This is a genomic window from Shewanella frigidimarina NCIMB 400, assembly GCF_000014705.1.
Lineage (GTDB): Bacteria > Pseudomonadota > Gammaproteobacteria > Enterobacterales > Shewanellaceae > Shewanella > Shewanella frigidimarina.
On record NC_008345.1, the window covers coordinates 3,539,496 to 3,562,207 of the forward strand.

The following is a 22,712-nucleotide window of genomic DNA, read 5'->3' on the forward strand; positions in this document are numbered from 1 at the left end:
AGTCAAATTATAATATGCCTACCCAAATACACTGCACTAGGCTGTTTTACTTTGGCTAAACATTAACGCACTGCCTTGCCCACCGTATTCTTTAAGTTCATCCACAATGGCCACTAAACCATCCCATCTATACGCACACCAATTAGGGGCGAGTAACATTGGTTTTTTGGCATAGGCAGTCACGCGATGAAAGATAATCTCTTTTGGGGTGTGACGAATAAGTTTTGCGGCCTCGGAGGCATACTCTTCAAGGCTCATTAACGGCATAGGATGATAGCGCCACTGTTTCGCCATAATACTGCCTTCTACAATATGCAAAGGGTGCAGTTTTAGTCCATCAACACCGATTCCTAATACGGTTTGTAAGCTATTAAAATAGTCAGCAGATGTTTCACCTGGCAAACCTAATATCAAATGGGTACACACCTTAATGCCTTTAGCGCGAGCTTTTTTAACGGTCTGTCGATATTCACACAATTGGTGACCACGATTAATCCGCTTTAACGTGTGATTATTGGCAGTTTGTAGGCCTAATTCTAGCCACACCTCAATGCCTCGCTGTTGATACTCAACGAGTAAATCAAGTACTTCATCAGGCACACAGTCAGGACGAGTGCCTATATGAAGCCCAACAATATCGGCATCTTCAAGTGCTTGATCATACTTTTGCTTTAGCACTTTATACTCATCGTAGGTACTGGTGTAAGCTTGAAAATAAGCAATATATTTTGCAGTAGGAGTAGAGTTAACATTCACAGATGTTGTGCATTTTTTTGCAGATAGGGCGCGTACTTTCCCTTCAGTCAATTGCAGCGCAATAGGTTGTTCTCTGCCTTGTTCGCCACTAAATGAAGCGACATTACAAAAAGTACAACCGCCCACCCCTAACGTGCCATCTCGATTAGGGCAGGTAAATTGGGCATCTATAGTTAATTTTTTTATTCTTTGGCCATATAAACGTTTGCAATGCACCCCAAACGTATTAACGTAATCATCTAAACCCACAAGTTGCTCTCATCATCACCCCAAAGTCCGGCAGTGTAGTCAGGAGATAAGCACCTGTCTTGGTCCTAAATCAATAAAACGGGCTATCAATTCAAGCTAACGCTAAAGTTGTGCACAAACTCAAAAAACGTTTAAAACAATTTAAGTTATTTATACATTACTTAAAATGAATATTTAATCATTTAGAATAATTTTTTACCCAAAGACTGTATTTAAAATAAAATTCACTATTTTTATTTCAAAAATAATTCCTTGCTGTTGTTGCAAAAAAGTAAACAATTGTTTGAATGTTTTCTAAAATTCTTTTTATTCAGAACGTTATAGGTGAAATAAAACAGTTTACGTTAACGTCAAGCTGGTAGCTTACAACGTTTTTTTAGTAATAATATTTCAGTTTGTTGCATTTTTTTGGTTTGACCTTTATTCAATCTCAGTTTAATTTGAATGGTTCGGGTGCATATCTATGGATATTCTTCAAATTTACCCCGAGTCGTATCTAGTAGAGGTTTAGGGGGTTTTTTGTATGAGCTTGTATCATCCCAGTTTTGAGCGTGACAATTGCGGATTTGGTTTGATTGCACAAATGGACGGCGACGCAAGTCACCGCATTGTGCGTACCGCGATTCATGGTCTCGATCGAATGAAGCATCGTGGTGGTATTGCAGCTGACGGACGCACAGGTGATGGCTGTGGTCTATTAATGCAAATGCCTACAGATTTTTTTGAAGCTATTGCGGCAGAAAACGATTGGCATTTAAGCCGAAAATTTGCCGTAGGTATGCTATTTCTCAGCCAAGATGAACAACGCGCTGATGAAGCGAAGTTTATCTTAGAAAAAGAACTACAACGAGAAACACTCAGTGTCGCTGGCTGGCGTAAAGTACCGATTAATCCGGATGTCTTGGGGGAGATTGGTCGGGAAAGCTTGCCACAAATTTATCAAGTATTGATCAACGCGCCAGTAGGCTGGCGAGAAAAAGATCTCGAGCGTCGCCTATATATGGCTCGCCGCCGCCTTGAACAACAAATCACCGATGACAAAGACTTTTATGTCGCCAGTCTTTCTGGACAAGTCATTGTGTATAAAGGCTTAATGATGCCAGCAGATCTGCCATCATTTTACACTGACCTTGCAGACATTCGCTTGAAAAGTGCTATTTGTTTATTTCATCAGCGCTTTTCAACTAACACATCGCCAAAATGGCCATTAGCTCAACCGTTTCGTTACCTCGCTCATAACGGCGAAATCAATACCATTACCGGTAACCGCCAATGGGCAAGAGCGCGCGCCTATAAGTTTAATTCGCCTTTGCTACCAGATTTACAACAAGCGGCCCCTTTTGTTAACGAAACAGGTTCAGACTCGTCTTCTTTAGACAATATGCTCGAAATGTTGTTATCAGGCGGGATGGATTTATATCGAGCCATGCGATTGCTTATTCCACCAGCATGGCAATCAAATCCTGAAATGGATGACGAGTTAAAGGCCTTTTACGATTTTAACTCAATGCACATGGAGCCGTGGGACGGCCCTGCAGGCATTGTAATGACCAATGGCCGCCATGCTGCCTGCGCGGTAGATCGTAACGGTCTACGCCCTTCACGTTACGTTATAACCAAGGATCGTATCCTCACCTTAGCGTCTGAAGTCGGTATTTGGGATTATTCCGCCGATGAAGTGATTGAAAAAGGCCGGGTTGGGCCCGGTGAGTTATTAGTGTTAGATACCTTGAATGGTCGTTTGTATCATTCATTTGAAATTGATAATGACTTAAAGCGTCGTCATCCTTACAAAGAGTGGATGGCTAAAAACAGTCAGACATTGATCCCTGCTGAGGAAATGGCTCCTACCAAACAAGGTTCAAGTGGTTTTGATAGCAAAACACTGCTGCAATATCAAAAACAGTTTGGTTTTACCCGTGAAGAATTAGAACAAGTTATTTGGGTACTTGCGAGCAAAGGTGAAGAAGCCATTGGCTCAATGGGTGATGATACGCCTATGGCAGTATTGTCGAAAAAGTCGCGTTCACTGTACGACTATTTCCGCCAAAAATTTGCTCAGGTAACCAACCCGCCTATTGATCCGTTACGTGAAAAACACGTGATGTCGTTAGCCACTTGTGTCGGTCGCGAACAAAATCTATTTAGCGAAACCACCGGTAACGCTTACCGAGTCATGTTCAATTCACCGATTTTGTTATTCAGTGATTTTAATCAGTTACTGGGATTAGACAGCACTAACTATCGCGCCAACACAGTTGATTTAAACTATGATGCCAATGAAACGTTAGAGCAGGCTATTCGCCGTATTACCGACGAAGCTGAACGCTTAGCTCGCAGCGGCACGACATTGTTAGTATTGTCTGACCGTGCTGTAGCGAAAAGTGCTCAAGTTATCCCAGCCGCTATGGCTGTGGGTTCTGTGCAAACTCGTTTAGTGGATAAAAGCCTACGTTGTGACACTAACATTATTGTTGAAACAGCTTCAGCACGCGATCCGCATCATTTTGCGGTGTTAATTGGTTTTGGTGCCACGGCTATCTACCCTTACCTCGCCTATGAATCTATTTCAGCAATGGCAAAACTGCATCAAGTCGATGATGTAACCCATTTAATGCTTAACTTCCGTTATGGCATTGAAAAAGGCTTACGCAAAATCATGTCTAAAATGGGCATCAGTACCGTAGGTTCATATCGTTGTAGCCAACAATTTGAAGCTGTGGGTTTAGCCAGTGATGTGATTGAGTTATGTTTTAAAGGCGTGATAAGCCGTATTGAAGGTGTCAGTTTTAATCATATTGCCGATGACCAGAAAATACTCCATACCGCTGCATATCGCGCCCATGTGCCATTACCACAAGGTGGTTTATTAAAGTACGTTGAAGGTGGTGAATATCACTGCTTTAATCCAGACGTGGTGAATACCTTACAAGCATCATTAAAAGACAAAAACTACGCTGAATACAAAAAGTTTACTCACTTAGTTGATGATCGCCCAGTGGCCACGTTACGTGATTTAATCGGCATTAAAGGTCAACTAAATGCCATTGAAATAGACACGGTCGAAGGCGCTGAAAAGCTTTACCCTCGCTTTGATAGCGCAGCCATGAGCATTGGTGCTTTAAGCCCTGAAGCTCATGAAGCGTTAGCGGTTGCGATGAACCGTCTTGGTGGACGTTCAAACTCAGGTGAAGGTGGCGAAGATGCACGTCGTTTCAATAGCGAACGTAACTCGGCCATCAAACAAATTGCATCGGGTCGCTTTGGCGTTACCGCGCATTACTTAGTTAACGCTGATGTGCTGCAAATTAAGGTAGCTCAAGGTGCAAAACCGGGTGAAGGTGGGCAATTACCTGGCCATAAAGTCAGTGTTGAAATCGCAGGGCTGCGTCATGCTCGTCCAGGTGTGACCTTGATTTCACCGCCGCCGCACCACGATATTTACTCGATTGAAGATTTAGCTCAGCTGATTTTCGATTTAAAACAAATCAATCCAAAAGCCTTAGTGTCGGTCAAGCTAGTATCAGAACCCGGTGTTGGCACCATTGCAACTGGTGTTGCAAAAGCCTATGCCGATATGATCACTATATCAGGTTACGACGGCGGCACTGGCGCAAGTCCTATCACCTCGGTGAAATACGCTGGTTCTCCTTGGGAGCTTGGTTTAGCGGAAGTGCATCAGTCGCTAGTAGAAAATGGTTTACGTCATAAAATCCGCCTGCAAGTGGATGGCGGCTTAAAAACCGGTACCGACGTGATTAAAGCAGCGTTACTGGGCGCCGAAAGCTTTGGCTTTGGTACAGTGCCGATGATTGCGCTTGGGTGTAAATACTTACGTATTTGTCATCTTAATAACTGCGCTACCGGTGTGGCAACTCAAGATAAAAACTTACGCGAAAACCATTATCACGGTTTACCTGAACGTGTCATGACCTACTTTGAATTTGTGGCTCAAGAAGTGCGTGAATGGATGGCTGCATTAGGGGTAACTCAATTCGAAGATTTAGTCGGACGGAGCGACTGGTTACATGCGCTTGAAGGTCAAACAGACAAGCAGCGTGGCTTAGATTTAGCACCAATTTTATATAAACCAAAAGTACAGGCAAACTCATCTCTGACTTGGAAAGAAATCAATCCGCCTTCAGATGTTGGCCAACTGAATCAAACCTTGTTAGCGGATTGTCGTAAAGCAGTTGAAACTGGCGAACCGTTTTCTTATCAATATCAAATCAATAATACCGATCGCTCGGTAGGCGCGACATTGTCAGGTTTTATCGCTACGACTGTTGGTGTAACGGGTGCAAAGCAGCCGTTAACACTTGGTTTTAATGGCAGCGCTGGCCAAAGCTTTGGCGTATGGAACAGCCCAGGCCTTGAACTTAAGCTGTGCGGTGATGCTAATGATTATGTCGGCAAAGGCATGTCTGGCGGTAAGATCGTTATTCACCCACCTATTGGTAGCCCGTTCCAAAGTGAACGTAGTGCCATTATGGGTAATACCTGTTTATACGGTGCTACTGGCGGTAAGTTGTTTGCTGCAGGCCAAGCGGGCGAGCGATTCGCTGTGCGTAACTCTGGCGCTATCGCGGTCGTTGAAGGCAGTGGCGATAATTGTTGCGAATACATGACAAGCGGTATCGTGGTTATTCTAGGGAAAACTGGGGTCAACTTCGGTGCAGGCATGACGGGCGGATTTGCCTATGTATTTGACCAATTTGGTCGCTTTAATCGCCGAGTGAACACCGAAATGGTCGACACTCAAAAATTAGAATCTACCATCCACCAGCAACACTTAAAAGGCCTAATTGAAACTCACTATGCTGAAACCGGCAGTGAACATGCTCATATGATTTTAAGTGATTTTGAAAACTGGTTGGATTGTTTCGTATTAGTTAAACCAAAGAATATTGCCGTTGCTGACCTGCTAAAAATTGAGCAGAAGAGTCCGGAATTAGTAGTAAAGGCAGGGTAATTATTATGAGCAATGACTTTCAATTTGTAGAAGTGGGTCGAGTAGACCCCATTAAACATGAAGCGAAAAAACGTGCTACACAATTTATTGAAATTTATCAGCCGTTTACGCAACCAGAAGTAAAACAACAAGCCGATCGCTGTCTTGACTGCGGTAACCCGTATTGTGAATGGAAGTGCCCACTGCACAACTACATTCCAAACTGGTTAAAACTGGCAGAAGAAGGTCGCATTATGGAAGCGGCAGACTTGGTGCATGAAACCAATACTCTGCCAGAAATATGTGGCAGGGTGTGCCCACAAGACCGTTTATGCGAAGGTGCTTGTACCTTAAACGACGACTTTGGTGCGGTCACCATTGGCAGTGTTGAAAAATACATTACCGATACTGCAATTGCCCAAGGCTGGCGCCCAAACATGAAGGATGTGACGCCACGTAAAGAGCGTGTTGCCATTATTGGAGCGGGTCCTGCGGGTCTTGGCTGTGCTGATGTGTTGGCTCGTAATGGTGTGCAAGCCGTGGTGTATGATAAATACCCACAAATTGGTGGTTTGCTCACTTATGGCATCCCTTCTTTCAAGCTTGATAAAGAGGTGATGGCCACTCGCCGTTCAGTGCTTGAAGGCATGGGCATTCAATTCAAAATGGGTGTCACTGTCGGCAAGGATGTGAGTTTTCAAAGCCTGTTAGACGAGTACGATTCAGTCTTCCTTGGTATGGGTACTTACACGGCCATGAAAGCTAAACTGCCTAATGAAGACGCTGAAGGCGTTATTCAAGCGCTGCCGTATCTTATTGGCAATACTCATCACATTATGGGTACTCAAGACGACGCTACCCCTTATCTAAGCCTTGAGGGTAAAGATGTGGTGGTATTAGGCGGCGGTGATACGGCAATGGATTGTGTGCGCACAGCCGTTCGTCAAGGTGCTAAGAGTGTGACATGTGCTTATCGTCGTGACGAAGCCAACATGCCGGGCTCTCGCCGTGAAGTGCAAAATGCGCGCGAAGAAGGCGTTAACTTCTTATTTAATCGTCAACCCGTGGCAATTAAAGCTGAAAACGGTCAAATCGTTGGGATTGAATGCGTTGAAACCAAAATGGGAGAAGCTGATGCCAGTGGACGTCAACGCGCTGAAATCATTGCTGGTAGTGAGCAAGTGTTAGCAACCGATGCGCTGATTATAGCCTTTGGTTTCCAAGCTAGTCCTGCTGCTTGGTTTAGTGATTTTGGTATTGAAACCAACGAATGGGGATTAGTTAAAGCCAAGAAAACCGACGACAATCCATTCCAAACCACTAACCCGAAAGTGTTTGCTGGTGGTGATATGGTGCGAGGTTCTGACCTAGTGGTAACGGCTATAGCAGAAGGTAGAGATGCAGCATTAGGCATTTTAAACTATTTAGACTAACAGCTAGCCATAATAACGCTTAAAGCTGGCTAAAGGTAAGCAGACCTTTAGCCAGCCTATAGTCTAATAATAAAAGCTGGAATACCGAGTTTGCTTGTGAATTTTCGCGTATCTTTTGATGCGCATTTTTTTATCTTTTTTTCGCACAATGAGTCACAATCAAAAACAACTACTAGGATTCTCTTTTGGTCACGGCTTTTTGGTTGAACTCACTAAAAAGTAACTAAAAATATTATCTTTTAATTGTGGATGCTCATCTGAAAACTTCACCCCAATATTCAATACACCTTCAATGTTTTGAACTTTAACCATGCTACCCGTTAAAATCCCTGAAAGATCAGTGTTAATCGAGATAGCCACATGTATCTCTTCGCCTTGTTCAATACTCACCGTTTTGGAGTCTACCGTAAGCAAACAGCCAGTAGAAGAAAAGTCGAGCATTTTTGCACTGATTTTATTGTCATTGTGCATAATAAACACATCTTGCTCGATATTAACTCGCAACTGATCTCTGACTTTTTTCTTGATGATAGTTTTAGGCACGCTAATGCACAGCATTCTAATAGGTTGATTAACCACAGAGAATATGGTCGATTTAAAAGCAACAATGTCTTTAAAACCGCTATTCGTCATCGCCCTTACCACAATTTCAGCGTTCACTAGCATATGCTGATAAGCCTCAGAAAAACCTTTATTGGGATACTCAATCAAGATAAACCGCCCAACCTGATAACCAATTAAGCTCGAACGTGACTGCACTGTTTTACCATTGGCAAAATGAATTTCAACGAACAATTCCATACCAATGTCAATTAGGCGAAGATCAGCATACAACGAAGCACTTACTGGCGTTGTCATTGGTTATTTACCATCGTGTTACTCATCATAATGGACCTCATTTCTATTAATCTATCGACTCCAATAACACTTAATAACATTAACATATCAGGTTTAGTTTAGTAGTCACTAGCGTAGTGCTAATCCTACCTAACCTCAATCCTGAATAATCGATGCAAAAATCATTAGCAGCCAGCTTATTTCGAGACTGCAATTGCAAATTTGGCATGTGTTTTATTAACATCACATATTGGCACATCAATCGTTAATCTACGGTAAGTCCATACAATGCAGGTAACAACACGAAGGGTTATTTGAGAGGCGTTTGTCATTCCGAGTATCGGTTACTTATACCAAACAGTGATATTTAATACTGACTATTGTATATCAACAAGGCACCAGGCTCATATCTTTAGCATTAAAGTATAATGCTAACCTGCTGTTATAAAACTGAATAACCTATTTTGATACTGCCTCTAAATATTTTTCATGGCCAAAAGTTTCACCTTAAATCACTTTTTATACTGATAGCATTATCTAACAAGCCTTCAGAGTGATTGATTAGCCTCATGCAAGAAAGTAGAATGATAACGATTATCATTTATTTTTATTTAGTTTAAAGAATAATTCCTTCATTCCTATTAAGGCAATACCTTGAATACTTTCTTAAGCAGCTTCACGTTATGGCGACAACAGCTCACATCTTCGGTGTTCAACAGATGTCTGTTGGTTGTCATTGCCACGGTGTTTTCAACGTCTTTATGGGCACAAAGCCCGGCAGTCACGTCACACGAGATATCACACGAGACATCACCAGATCTTTTAAAACAAACACGACAAATTCTTCAATTAGCTGAATACATTGGTGTTGATTATTCAGAAGCCGTAACCGAAGGTAGTATCTCTAATCCAGATGAATTTGCTGAAATGCAGCAATTCGCTAGCATCATTATCGAAAAAACAAACCTGCTCGCCAATGATGTGCCAAATTCATTAACGGCCGATGCATTACAATTACAGCAAGCCATTGTAGACAAATCATCGCTGGATGTTATTCAAGGGCTTAGCCAAAAAATACGTAACCAGTTATTAAGCCAGTCTCCAGCATTAGTGTTACCAACACAGCTTTTAGCTAAAGAGAATGTTAGACAGCTGTTTATCGAAAATTGTTCAACATGTCATGGTGATTTAGGCCAAGGCAATGGACCACTGGCCAAATCATTGTCACCAGAGCCAACCAACTTTACTGATCAAGAACGTGCATTAAACCGTTCATTATTGGGGCTTTATGATGCGATTTCAGATGGTTTAGATGGCAGTGCGATGCGTGCTTTTAGTGAGTTAAATGATCAACAGCGTTGGTCACTGGCTTTCTATGTTGGTAGTTTAGCTTTTGAGCCAACAGCAATTACCACGAAGCACATCGAGAATGATGCGAATATTGAATTACAACAGTGGGTCAATAGCAATCCAACCCAGTTAATTCAGCAAAATGTCGAAATTGATAAAGCTCAATTAACATTACTCCGTTCACAACCTGAGTTACTGTTTCAACATGCTGACTCGCCTATTTCGGTAGCCCGCACTAACTTACAGGCTGCTGTAAAAGCATATCAAGCCAATGAGTTAGCACAAGCGCAAACCTTAGCCGTTAGCGCCTATCTCGACGGTTTTGAATTAATTGAGAACAATTTAGATGCTCACGACAGTAGTTTGCGTAAATCGATTGAAAGCCAGCTGCTTAATTTTAGAAACATCCTAAAAACAGCAGGACAGGATAACCAGGTAAATCAACAGTTAACCAGTATACTGGCTCAGCTGGACCAAGCGGACACACTACTAACGGGACAATCACTATCCAATAACGCCATGTTTTCGGCAGCATTAATCATCTTGCTACGCGAAGGATTAGAAGCACTGCTCGTTATCATTGCCTTAATGACAGTGTTAATTAAAACCGAACGTCAGGATGCGATTAAATTTGTTCACTTTGGTTGGATATCAGCACTTGCCACTGGTGTATTAACCTGGTGGGCTGCAGATAACCTGATTAGCATTAGCGGAGCCTCAAGGGAGTTAATGGAAGGTGGTGCTGCATTGCTGGCCGCATTGGTATTGTTCTATGTTGGTTATTGGATGCACAGTAAAACCCAAGGTTCTAAATGGCAAAGTTACATTAAAAATAATGTCGACCGCCATTTAAACACTGGCACGTTATGGGGTCTCACTGGGCTTGCGTTTATTTCGGTCTATCGTGAAGTCTTTGAAACGATTTTGTTCTATCAGTCATTACTGACACAAGCCATAGGCTCTGCCAGCAGCAATGAACAAGTGAGTTACTTAGTTTACGGCTTGCTAGCAGGTATGGCTATTTTAGCGGTAATTGCTTGGTTAATGATGCGCTATTCAGTTAAATTGCCATTAGCCCGCTTTTTTGCGGTGAGTTCTTACTTCATGCTTATTTTAGCGTTTATCTTGGCAGGAAAAGGGATTTCAGCGTTACAAGAAGCTGCTGTAATTAGCCTCACGCCCTTCCCTATAGATGTGTCGATTAGCTGGTTAGGAATAGCGTCTACATGGCAAGGTTTGGGTACACAAATGGTGATCGTAGTATTGTTTAGTTTACTGGCTATCCGTAATCGTACTCAAAGCCTTACTACTCACTAATGGAATCATCGTTAGAATTCGATTAGCGTTTGGTTTTATTGTTTAACATTAGGCGTTCAATAAAAAAGGCCGACTAAATATATTTAGTCGGCCTTTTTGTGTCGGAAAATCGCTTAGTAATTTACTTCACAGTAAACTTGGTATCTTCATTTCTTAACATGTACAACGCAAAACACGCGGCCCACATTGGCCATGCAGCAAAAAACAATAGGTTATTAAATGCATCAAAATATTGATTAAATGCCGATAACGTTGAAGCACCGTGCATTAGAAAGATAACCCCGTAAGTGATACGCTTTTTAATACCCAATACAAACGCAAATACTAAAGCTAATTGCAGTGCACCCATAACATATGCAGCAACCTCACTCATTCCGCCTATGCCATAGAACTTCTCGAAAATTTTCATACTGTGGCCAGGATTGACGAACTTATCTAATGTCCATACCAGCATCACCACAAACACGCCTAAGCGTAAAGAAAGTAACGACCACTGCAGTTTTTTCTGAGTATCATTGCTAATTGATGTTTGCATCTTAATTCCTTAAAAAATATATAAAAATAACATCATCTAGGGTCTGTTGACCGTCTAAATAAGCTAAACTGACCATTACTGAAATTCATCAGCCGCTAATTGACCGAGTAAAGCGCAACTATGTTGCACTAGTAGTTATGCCATTTAGATCTAACGCAATGAAAATTGGCATAACATGATTGAAATAAACTTGTTAACAACAAGGTCCCTTTCACCAAGTTCATTACAGCAGAAAAAATTATGCCTATTTATCGTTATCCTAGCCGTTCACTTACCGCACTAGCTATTAGCGTAGCCTTGTATTCATCAATAGCTTCATCAATGGCTGCTGCAGCCGAAGACACCTCGTCTATCGAAGTCATTCAGGTATCAGGTAAAGCGATTAACGATAAAGGCATGTCACCTAAAAACAGCACTGTTGATGGCCCATTTGGTGACGGAATAGCATTAAAAGATATTGCCCGTTCAGTGACGCCTATTACCAGTGAAATGATTGAACAGCTTAATATCATTGATTTATCTGACATTCAAAAAGTCAGCCCTAACAGTTACTCCGCTAGCGGCTTTGGTGCATCAAGCCTACCCACTATTCGAGGCCAACTAGGCGAGTTATATCAAGACGGTGTGCGTCGCCAAGCGGGCAACAATGGTTTTGGTGTCCCCATGTCGTTTAACGCTGTCGAACAAATTGATGTGGTAAAAGGCGCACCGCCAGTGCTATTAGGCACCAGCCAGCGTAATGGTGGGTTTGTTAACATACATTCTAAAGTCGCGCCTACAGACGATCAGTTTGCTCATCTCACCTTATCGGGCGGTAGCTGGGATCATTACCGTGCACAAATAGATGTTGGTACCGACATCGTACCCAATGAAAGCGGTATTCGCTTGAGTGCAGAACATATCGATAATGGCAGCTATTACGATTACTCAGGCTTTAAAAGCGATAGTATTTTTGTTGCATTTAGATTGTTGCCAGACGATGTCAGCACCTGGGACATTAATGTCGAATACTATGATGTTGAGTTTACCGACAACGCGGGGATCAACCGCCCGACTCAAGCGTTAATCGACAACGGTTTGTACGTTACAGGCCAAGGTGTGCAGCCTAATGGCAGCACTATAGCTGGCGCCAATGCCATCGTATCGCCAACCGGGTTAGTTGAGATAGACCGTAGCCAAGTATTAACCGACCCCGACAATATCAATAACGCCCAAACCTTTTTACTTCACAGCACCTATGTGCGTGAACTAAGCGATAAAGCGACCTTTAAAAATATTACCTATTATCAGCATCTAGAACGTGAAGAAATTGCTCAAAACAGTTTTGTTGAAATTATTGATGGCGCAGATACCGCCCAAAATAGAGTTGAATTGGCCTATCAGTGGAACGATGCTCAAAGCACCATTACTGCTGTCGATATTCGTTATAACAAAGTATTAGGTTACAGCCAATTTACCACCGAAGCGGACTTACCTATCGACTTAACGGGTCCAATTGAAAACCGCCGTATTCCGCTTACTGCTGAGCAACAAGGTCGATTAGTTGAACTGCGCCCAGGTGTGTTTGTATCTCCCGGTGCTCAGTACGATACCAATGCCGATGGCAGCGGCGACTTTTCATTGTCAGACACCACTGACTCAACCAGTTGGCAAACGGGTTTAGCCATTCAACATAACAGCCAATGGACAGAGAAGTTCTCGACCAGCGTAGGTTATCGTGCCGATGTTTATAATGTAGATGCGCGTGATGCCATTGCTCCAAAAGGGCAAGTTGCAGCCAGCGATTCAATAAGTGAAATGCTTGAATCTGGCCAAGTCAGTTTGAGCTATCGCCTTAGTGACGATATCACTACCTATGCCAGTGCCAGTTATAACGAATCAACCTCAAACAGCATGGCTGGCGGCACCACATTAGGCGCCAACAACCAAATTAGTAGCCAAAACTTTGCCACCGAAAATACCCTGACTGAAGTGGGCATTAAGTACTCACCCACGGACAGTGCTTGGTATGTTGATGCGGCAGTGTTTGACCAAAAACGCAGTCTACGAAATCGTGATGGCAGCAATACCGGCATTCGCACTAAAGGCTTTGAAGCCCAAGCCTTTTATGATGCTGACCCGTTTTGGTTAAGCGCGGGCTACAGTTATTTAGACGCCCGTTATGATGACTCAGCCAGTAGCCAAGATACGGTACAAGTTGCCGATACATTTGATAATTCACGCCCAGACATTATTGCTGGCACAGGTATTGGCGCACCAAACTTCGCTTCATTTGCAGCGTCGGACCGCCGTGTACAAGGCCTTCCTGAACAAACGTTCACAATTAATGGCGGAATGTCGATTACTGAGAAATGGAAAGCAGGTTTCTCCGGTCTATATACCAAGAGTTACCCATTAGACTATTTAGCGACTGTGTATATTCGCGATCAATACACGCTTAACGTTAACACTCGCTATGATTTTACCGAGCAAACAAGTTTAAGGCTGGATGTGAATAACGTGACTAACCAAAAGAACTGGCGTCCGGTGTTTGAAGGCGGTTATTTCGGATCAACATTGGTTTATCCTGAACTACCTGTTAACGCTACCCTTACCTTACAGCATTCATTTTAAGGCTATAAATTATGTTTAAAAAAATTGTGTTATTACTGATTGCTGCATCATTAGTGGGATTATTTTTCCACTTTGATTTGCATCAATTACTGACCTTAGAGGGCCTAAAAGGCTCAATGAATGACTTTAGTCAATTACGTGAACAGTCACCATTGTTAGTTATTGGCGGGTTCTTTTTATTGTATGTGGCCGTGACCGCATTGTCTTTACCTGGTGCCGCGATTCTTACCATCGCCTCGGGAGCCTTATTCGGCATCGTCGAAGGATTAATTATTGCGTCGTTTGCCTCGAGTATTGGCGCAACAATGGCATTTTTAGTGTCGCGTTATCTGTTGCGTGATTCAATTAAACAACGTTTTCCAGAGCGCTTAGCGGCCATTGATACCGGAATTGAAAAAGAAGGTGGCTTTTACTTATTTACCTTACGTTTGGTACCAATATTTCCGTTCTTTTTAATCAACATGCTAATGGGTGTGACCGCCTTTAAATCGTGGACTTTCTATTGGGTAAGCCAAGTCGGTATGTTTTTGGGTACCTTTGTTTACGTTAATGCCGGTACTCAGCTGGCACAAATTGACAGCTTATCGAACATTTTATCGGTTAACCTTATCCTGTCGTTTGCACTATTAGGTTTATTCCCGCTTATCGCTAAGGCAATAGTCAATATGATCAAAAAACGTCGTGTATACAGCAAATGGACCAAGCCAGCTAAATTTGATCGCAACATGATTGTGATTGGCGCAGGTGCTGGTGGCCTAGTAACCAGTTATATTGCTGCCGCAGTAAAAGCTAAAGTGACCTTAATTGAAGCCGGCGAAATGGGCGGCGACTGCTTAAACTATGGCTGTGTGCCGAGTAAAGCGATTATTAAAAGCGCTAAAATTGCTCAGCAAATACGAAACGCCCATCATTACGGCTTAGAAGACAGCACTCCTGAATTCTCATTTAAAAAAGTCATGGCGCGGGTGCATCAAGTGGTGGCAGATATAGCTCCACACGACAGTGTTGAGCGTTACACTAATTTAGGTGTCGACGTAGTCAAAGGCTATGCAAAATTAGTTGACCCATGGACAGTTGAAATTAGCCACCCAGACGGTAATACCAGCCGCTTAACCGCGCGTAGTATTGTTATTGCCACAGGTGCTCGCCCGTTTGTGCCACCGTTACCAGGCATAGAAGAAGTCGGTTATGTTACCAGTGATACCTTGTGGGATGAGTTTGCAAAACTCGATACAGCACCACAAAAATTAGTGGTACTAGGCGGCGGCCCAATTGGTTCTGAACTGGCACAAAGCTTTGCCCGTTTAGGATCCAAAGTGACTCAAGTTGAAATGGCTGAGCGCATCATGATCAAAGAAGATCTTGAAGTGTCTGAGTTTGCGACCCAAGCCTTGCAAAAAAGTGGTGTGAATATTTTAACCTCACATCAAGCGCTGCGCTGCGAACTGCGTGACGGTAAAAAATACCTTATCGTTAAGCATCAAGAGCAAGAGTTAGCGTTAGAGTACGACCAGCTTTTATGTGCAGTCGGTCGCAGTGCCCGCTTAAGCGGTTACGGCTTAGAAGAGTTAGGCATTGAAACCAACCGCACTATCGTCACCAATGAATATTTAGAAACCTTATACCCAAATATCTATGCGGCGGGTGACATTGTTGGGCCTTATCAATTTACTCACGTAGCTGCGCATCAAGGCTGGTACGCGGCAGTCAATGGACTGTTTGGCCACTTGAAAAAGTTCAAAGTCGATTACCGCGTTATTCCATGGACTACGTTTATCGATCCAGAAGTGGCTCGTGTAGGTATTAATGAATATGAAGCCAAACAGCAAGGTATTGATTACGAGGTAACTCGCTTTGATTTTGCCGAGCTTGATCGTGCCATTACCGACAGTGCTACCGAAGGGTTTATTAAAGTGATTACCCCTAAAGGTAAAGATAAAATCTTAGGTGTGACCGTGGTGTCTGAACACGCTGGTGATTTAATTGCGGAATTTGTATTAGCTATGAAGCACGGCTTAGGCCTTAACAAGATTCTAGGCACCATACACAGTTACCCAACATGGGCCGAAGGCAACAAGTACGCTGCGGGTGAATGGAAGCGTAACCATGCACCAGAAACTGTGTTGCGCTGGTTAGAAAAATACCACACTTGGCGTCGTGGCTAGCCCGACGGAGAAATGACTCAGGTTCACGTAACTATGGTTAACGTAACTATGGTTAACGTAACTATGGTTCACCTAGCTAAGGCTCACGAAGTTGGGCCTTAGCTTTTGAATCATTTAGATTTTGAATCATAAAGATGGATCTTAAAAATAGGTCTCAGATAATGAAAATATTAACGCGATTTACTCAATCATTTTTACTGACTATTGGTCTTTTGTTGAGCTTGCTTTCCAGTAATGCGGCTATTGCGGCTGTGGATGAGTCTGAGGTGCTTTCTGATGCTAATCATCTTGTGCAGAGCCAGACAAAAATGGCACTACATGATGAGTGGAATACCTTACTCAGCCGTCATGTAAAACCGATTAACCAAGGTCACAGTAGCGCGGTAGATTACGCCGCGATACAACAAGATCGAACCATATTGACCGACTATCTCAACCAATTAAGTCTGATAACCCAAGCAGAGTTTGATGCTTGGGACAAAGCATCGCAATTAGCATTTTTAATCAATGCTTACAACGCGTGGACAGTTGAGCTTATCTTAACTAAATACCCTGACCTCGACTCAATCAAAGATCTAGGCGGATTTTTTAGTTCTCCATGGGATAAAAGCTTTATTCCATTATTAGGTAAAACTCGCAGCCTCAATGATATTGAGCACAAACTAATTCGTGGTAGTGATCGTTACAACGACCCCAGAATACACTTCGCGGTAAACTGTGCCAGCATTGGTTGCCCTGCACTGCGTGAAGAAGCCTACACAGGCGCTAAACTCGAGCTGCAATTAACCGAGCAAACTGAACGTTTTCTTGCCGATAGTAGTAGAAATTATGCCAAGGGAGACAGCCTGTATTTGTCTTCTATCTTTAAATGGTATGGCGATGATTTTGCCAAAGGATTTCGTAACACTCATTCTATTGAAGCATTTTTACTGCTTTATTCCAATAGTAATAAAGGTGTTCTGACACTAACTCCTGCACAGCGTCAAGCGGCAGAAAAACAACAACTCGATATTGAATTTTTAGATTATGACTGGTCACTTAATGTTGCTGGCTAATTTTCGCTGGTGCAATATCGTTAGCACAGCCTTTTACTGCAATCTTATAAAATCTAAGGTTGCAATAAGCTTTGGGCTTAGTGCTTTTTTGCTTGCCGCTGGCTTTTGGGCTGGTATGGCTAATGCATCTAGCAACGGTGTTGTAAATGTTGCAGACAAGCCGTCAGCACGAATTCAAACATCAACATCAATCCGCGAGTCTGCTCAAACATCACAAACATCATGGCCAGAGATTCAATCTCGAGGCGCTAATCAAGATGTATACTTTCATGCTTGGGGCGGCGATCCGCAAATAAATCGTTATATTCAATGGGCCGCGAAGCAAGTTAAGCAGCAGTATCAAATCAATTTACACCATGTAAAACTCACCGACACCAGCGAAGCGGTCAGCCGAGTATTGGCCGAAAAATCAGCAAACAATGATCATCAAGGTCAAGTCGATTTAGTGTGGATTAACGGTGAAAACTTTGCCGCCATGGCCAAACATCAGCTACTCGCACCAAATTGGGTTGATCGATTACCCAACTTTGGCTTAACCGACCCAGACAATAATCCTGCGATGACCCGCGACTTTGGTGTGCCAACACAAGGGATGGAAGCACCATGGGGTAAAGCTGCGCTGACCTTTTACTACGACAGCCTAGTGACCACATCACCACCACAAACCTTGCAACAATTAAGTCTATGGGCCAAACAACATCCAGGCCGATTTACCTACCCTAAACCGCCTGACTTTTTAGCCACCAGCTTTTTAAAGTACGCCTTAATTGTACTGAACAACTCACAGCCTGAAGCGATTAAAAATCTTCTTTATCAACCCGCTACAACACAAAGCCAAGCTTTGCTATTACCAGTGCTTTGGCAATATTTAGATGAACTACATCCGCATTTATGGCGTAAAGGCCAACACTTTATGTCTAGCGGCATGGAGCTTCGCCGCTTAATCGGCGATGGAGAACTTGCTCTAGCGTTTACCTTTTCAGCCGCTGAAATTCCCGCGGCCGTTGCACGTTTTGAATTACCCGACAGCAGCCGTAGTTATCGTATGCAAGATGGCAGTTTGAGTAATATTCACTTTATCGCCATTCCCTATAATGCCGCTCATCGAGACAGCGCTAAATTGGTAGTCAATTTTTTACTCAGCCCACAAGCTCAAGCACACAAACAGCAAGCGAATATATGGGGCGACACCAGCGTGTTAGCATTATCAAAGCTGACTGCCGAACAGCAGACTTGGTTTGAGCCACCCGCTCAGTCACATCCCAGTGCCACTATTGCTAACCAAGCAATCAGCCCAGCGTTAAGCGAGCCAGATCCAAGTTGGAGTAAGGTTATTACAAAGCTATGGTTACAACGCTATGGAGTGATGCAATGAGCACTATAGCCAAGCTGTTCAATCCAATTGTGCGCTTCAGTCCATTTATGATGATGGCTTTGTTACTGATCCCTGTATTGGGTGGGTTAATTGGCGTTATTCTGCCTGCGTTTGGCTGGATCCCAGCACTCGATCAAACTCATTTTAGCTTGAATGGTTTTCAGCAATTATGGCAAACACCAGGCATTGGCCACATGGCGTTATTGAGTATCACCACCAGCTTGGTGAGTACCTTGTTGGCCTTTTTAATCACTATATTGATCCTAGCAAGTTACTTTACCAGTCCGTGGCTGGGTTATATTCAACGCCTTTTAGGACCTATTCTGGTTATCCCTCATGCTGCTGCAGCCATTGCTATTGGATTTCTTATCACCCCGTCTGGCATGTTGTCTCGCTTAGTTTCACCTTGGTTAAGTGGTTGGGATGCACCACCAGATTGGCTATATCCACACGATGCGATGGGGCTGAGTATTATTCTAGGCGTGACCTTAAAAGAACTGCCTTTTTTATTGCTGATGGCGTTGGGCGTATTAGCACAACCCGACCTTGGGCAAACATTACGGGCGCAGCATAAAGTGGCATTAAGCTTAGGCTATTGCCCAATGATGGCATTTTTCAAAGTGGTTTTACCCAGTTTATATCCCCATTTACGCTTACCAATATTAGCTGTATTGGCTTATGCCAGTGCCAGTGTAGAAATCCCCTTAATTTTAGGCCCTAACAATCCACCGACATTGGCTGTGGCAATTATGCAGTGGTTTCATGACGTGGACTTAAGCCTACGCATTAAAGCGTCTGCTGGGGCAATATTACAAATTCAACTGACGTTATTCGTATTAGCCTGTTGGTGGTTACTCGAACGCTTAGTGAGTCAATTTGCTAAGCCGATGTTAACCAATGGCGAGCGCGAATACGGCGGCGCTATCATCCAAAAAATTACCCATGTCATCACCGCCTTAATGTTAACTATCATCGGTTTGGCATTAGTGGGAATGCTGTTGTGGTCTTTTGCTGGCTTTTGGCATTTTCCTGATGCCTTGCCACAACAATTTGTGATACTGCATTGGCAAGCGGCATTGCAACAAATGCACACGCCACTTATCGACACGGTACTGATTGCCCTCTGCGCCACCGCTGTGGCGATAACCTTAACCTTACTCACCTTAGAAGCGGAGCAGCACAGTGGGAAATCGCTATCGCTGTTGGGCAGTGTATTAATTTATCTGCCTTTGCTTATTCCAAGCATCGCATTTTTATTTGGTTTGGTGTGGTTACTTGAGCAAGTCAACAGCCAACATACTTTTATCAATGTGGTACTGGCCCATGTATTGTTTGTATTGCCTTATGTGTTTTTATCGCTGGCCAGTAGCTATCGTCGTTTAGACCCACGCTTTAGTATTGTTGCGGCCAGTCTTGGTGCCACTAAAGCTAAAATCTTTTTCAGGATTAAACTGCCCATGTTAATTGGGCCGATATTCATCGCTTGCGCACTCGGTTTAGCCATTAGCTTTAGTCAATACTTACCCACTTTGCTTACTGGTGGTGGGCGTATTAACACCATAACCACCGAAGCGGTTTCGCTCGCCAATGGTGGAAGTCGCAGGATCAGTGCCGTATATGCGTTAATGCAAATGATCCTCCCTGCTTTAGGTTTTTTACTGGCTTGGCTAATACCAAAGATCATTGTCAAAAATCATCGCCAAAAATCATTGCCAAAAATGATGACCAAAATGTTAGTTAAGCGTCAGCAATAAGGAAAATAATGCAAACATTCGCGAGTACTGCCAACCGCTCAAATACAACCTCAACATCAGAACTCACCATTGATGGGTTGATTTTGAGTCGCCAGCAACAACACTTACTATCATTAAGTGCGACTATTCGTGGCGGTGAAATCTTAACCATTATGGGGCCGTCTGGCAGCGGAAAGTCAACGTTATTAAATTGGTTAACGGGCATGTTGCCAGCGGGATTTAGTGCTGAAGGTCAATTGCATTTAAACGGCCAAAATATCACCACAACGGCCAGTCATTTGCGCCACATCGGTTTGCTCTATCAAGACCCATTATTGTTTCCGCATTTATCTGTGGCTGGCAACATCGGCTTTGCCATGCCGCCAAGCTCCAAAGTACAGCGACAAGCGGCAATTAGTGAAGCATTAACCCAAGTGGGTCTTGGCGGATTAGAGCAACGTGACCCACAGAGTTTATCTGGCGGTCAGCAAGCCAGAGTGGCATTACTGCGAGTATTACTGAGTCAACCTAAAGCCATATTATTAGATGAACCCTTTAGTAAGCTCGACAGTCAATTACGTCAAGAGACCAGACAGCTCGTTTTTGATCAAATACGCCAACACCAGCTACCCGCCATTATGGTCACTCACGATCAAACTGATGCCGATGCAGCCGAAGGTAAGATCATCTCACTTGATAAAAAAAATTGAATAAATAACCAATCGATTAATTGGAATAACCTTATGCTAGATAGATTTATCACCCCAGTAATAAAGCCACTGTTAGCGCCCGTTGTGCTGCTACTAGACAAAAAGAATGTCCATCCCGATCAGCTCACCTTAGTCGGTTTCGGTTTCGGCATGTTGGCAGTACCGTTACTGGCATTACAACTTTGGTATGGCGCGTTGTTTTTTATTGCACTGAATCGGATTGTTGACGGACTCGATGGCGCCCTTGCTCGCCATCAAAAACACACCAGTGCTGCGGGTGGCTATTTAGATATTTGTGTCGACTTTCTGTTTTATGCGGCCATTCCGCTCGGGTTCGCCTTAGCCAACCCTACTGAAAACGCCTTAGCCGCGGCAGTGTTGTTAACCGTGTTTATCGGCACTGGCTCAAGCTTTTTGGCCTTTGCCATACCGGCCGAAAAGCTACATTTACCTCGACCACAATTTGCCAATAAGAGCTTTTATTTTTTAAACGGCCTAACCGAAGGCACCGAAACCATCGCCTTTTTCGTCGCATTTTGTTTGTGGCCGGCTTATTTCCCAGAGCTTGCCTATAGCTTTGCTTTTTTAGGCGCGATTACTATCTTCACCCGTATACACGGCGGCTATCACACTCTGAAAAATCATACCTTGAAAAAAAACACTTCAGTTAATCCATCTCAACGAGGTAAATCAACATGATGGACGATATTTCATCCATTCGACTCGGGGCATTTTTAACGATATTGATAATAATGCTGCTACTGGAGTTTTGGTTGCCGGCTAGGCATTTACCCAACAGAGCCAACGCACCGAAACCAGCTACGCGCTGGATAGGCAATATCGGTTTATTGGTGATTTCAGCAATAGCTGCCAGATTAGTGTTACCAATAGGATTAGCAGGTATTGCACTATACTGTCAGCAGCAACAATGGGGGCTGTTCAATTATATTGCATTACCTGATTGGGCTAGCATCACCATAAGCTTATTGTTATTAGACCTAGTAATTTATTGGCAACACAGGCTGTTTCATCGTATACCTTTATTGTGGCGATTACATAAAGTTCATCATGCTGATGTTCATGTCGACAGTACTACTGCGTTGCGATTTCACCCATTAGAAATTATCGCCAGCATTGGGATTAAAGCATTAGCGATCGTCCTACTAGGCATACCAGCCAGTGCTGTGATCTTATTTGAGATTTTATTAAATGGTTTAGCCATATTTAACCATGCCAATATCCGGTTATCACCAAAGCTAGAACGCATCGTCAGAACCGTATTAGTGACTCAAATATTGCACCGAATTCATCACAGCCAAATAATGCGCGAGAGCAACAGCAACTTTGGTTTTAGTATTGTGTGGTGGGATCGGTTATTTGGTACCTATTCTGCTAAGGCGAGTAAAGCTGACGAGGACCTCGATATAGGGTTAATCGAATACCCAAACGCGAAACAAAACGCTTGGCTAACAGGGTTATTATGGATGCCGTTTACCCATAAAAAATAACGGTTTGATTTGGTTTTAATTAACACTGGTTTTACACCATACGCGCAATTAAGCCCAACTCACTGTATTTACGCCATAAATAGAACGCTGTACTGTCAGGTGTGCATTTATAGAAGTATTTATTA

At 43.2% G+C, this 22,712-nt stretch carries 14 protein-coding genes; 11 read left to right on the forward strand and 3 right to left on the reverse strand.

The genetic code is table 11. The features are described from left to right. Positions 1-36 precede the first annotated feature (36 nt). Entirely contained in the window at positions 37-1,005 is a 969-nt protein-coding gene (gene mnmL, locus SFRI_RS15245; RefSeq protein ID WP_011638398.1) for a tRNA modification radical SAM protein MnmL/YtqA, read from the reverse strand. Between the two features lie 523 nt (positions 1,006-1,528). On the opposite strand from mnmL, the gene gltB reads away from it, so the two are divergent. Both gltB and SFRI_RS15255 read left to right on the forward strand, forming a co-directional pair. Next, positions 1,529-5,977, forward strand: a complete 4,449-nt coding sequence (gene gltB, locus SFRI_RS15250) for a glutamate synthase large subunit (RefSeq protein WP_011638399.1) — start codon at positions 1,529-1,531, stop codon at positions 5,975-5,977. Positions 5,978-5,982: 5 nt separating this feature from the next. Continuing rightward, on the forward strand, positions 5,983-7,389 hold the full coding sequence (locus SFRI_RS15255; RefSeq protein ID WP_011638400.1) for an FAD-dependent oxidoreductase: 1,407 nt from the start codon (positions 5,983-5,985) through the stop codon (positions 7,387-7,389). Between the two features lie 189 nt (positions 7,390-7,578). Here the strand turns inward: SFRI_RS15255 and SFRI_RS15260 are convergent, their stop codons facing one another. Further along, complete coding sequence (locus SFRI_RS15260; protein ID WP_011638401.1) at positions 7,579-8,247, reverse strand: flagellar brake protein; 669 nt, start codon at positions 8,245-8,247, stop codon at positions 7,579-7,581. A 633-nt stretch (positions 8,248-8,880) separates the two neighbouring features. Between SFRI_RS15260 and SFRI_RS15265 the strand changes: the two genes are divergently transcribed. Further along, positions 8,881-10,893 (forward strand): cytochrome c/FTR1 family iron permease, encoded by a 2,013-nt coding sequence (locus SFRI_RS15265; RefSeq protein ID WP_425271577.1) that lies wholly within the window; start codon positions 8,881-8,883, stop codon positions 10,891-10,893. A 121-nt stretch (positions 10,894-11,014) separates the two neighbouring features. Here the strand turns inward: SFRI_RS15265 and SFRI_RS15270 are convergent, their stop codons facing one another. After that, a complete protein-coding gene (locus SFRI_RS15270) occupies positions 11,015-11,428 on the reverse strand; it encodes a hypothetical protein (protein ID WP_011638403.1) in 414 nt (137 codons plus the stop codon). Between the two features lie 240 nt (positions 11,429-11,668). On the opposite strand from SFRI_RS15270, the gene SFRI_RS15275 reads away from it, so the two are divergent. The 8 genes from SFRI_RS15275 to SFRI_RS15310 all read left to right on the forward strand — a co-directional run bounded on the left by SFRI_RS15275 (position 11,669) and on the right by SFRI_RS15310 (position 22,587). After that, complete coding sequence (locus SFRI_RS15275; protein ID WP_011638404.1) at positions 11,669-14,041, forward strand: TonB-dependent receptor; 2,373 nt, start codon at positions 11,669-11,671, stop codon at positions 14,039-14,041. Positions 14,042-14,052: 11 nt separating this feature from the next. Further along, positions 14,053-16,206 (forward strand): FAD-dependent oxidoreductase, encoded by a 2,154-nt coding sequence (locus tag SFRI_RS15280; protein ID WP_011638405.1) that lies wholly within the window; start codon positions 14,053-14,055, stop codon positions 16,204-16,206. A gap of 161 nt (positions 16,207-16,367) precedes the next feature. Continuing rightward, on the forward strand, positions 16,368-17,261 hold the full coding sequence (locus SFRI_RS15285) for a DUF547 domain-containing protein (RefSeq protein WP_011638406.1): 894 nt from the start codon (positions 16,368-16,370) through the stop codon (positions 17,259-17,261). A 115-nt stretch (positions 17,262-17,376) separates the two neighbouring features. After that, the gene (locus tag SFRI_RS15290; RefSeq protein WP_011638407.1) at positions 17,377-18,636 is read left to right on the forward strand and encodes an ABC transporter substrate-binding protein; all 1,260 of its coding nucleotides are present in this window, start codon (positions 17,377-17,379) and stop codon (positions 18,634-18,636) included. Next, positions 18,633-20,390, forward strand: a complete 1,758-nt coding sequence (locus tag SFRI_RS15295; protein ID WP_011638408.1) for an ABC transporter permease — start codon at positions 18,633-18,635, stop codon at positions 20,388-20,390. Before SFRI_RS15290 ends, SFRI_RS15295 begins: the two co-directional genes overlap by 4 nt. Before the next feature lie 8 nt (positions 20,391-20,398). Continuing rightward, positions 20,399-21,079 carry an ATP-binding cassette domain-containing protein gene (locus SFRI_RS15300; RefSeq protein ID WP_011638409.1) on the forward strand — a complete coding sequence of 227 codons (681 nt, stop codon included), beginning with the start codon at positions 20,399-20,401 and terminating at the stop codon, positions 21,077-21,079. 33 nt (positions 21,080-21,112) lie between these two features. Next, positions 21,113-21,778, forward strand: coding sequence for a CDP-alcohol phosphatidyltransferase family protein (locus tag SFRI_RS15305; protein ID WP_011638410.1), 666 nt, complete (start codon positions 21,113-21,115; stop codon positions 21,776-21,778). Next, a complete protein-coding gene (locus SFRI_RS15310) occupies positions 21,775-22,587 on the forward strand; it encodes a sterol desaturase family protein (RefSeq protein WP_011638411.1) in 813 nt (270 codons plus the stop codon). The genes SFRI_RS15305 and SFRI_RS15310 overlap by 4 nt, the downstream gene beginning before the upstream one ends. The last annotated feature ends 125 nt before the right edge of the window (positions 22,588-22,712 follow it).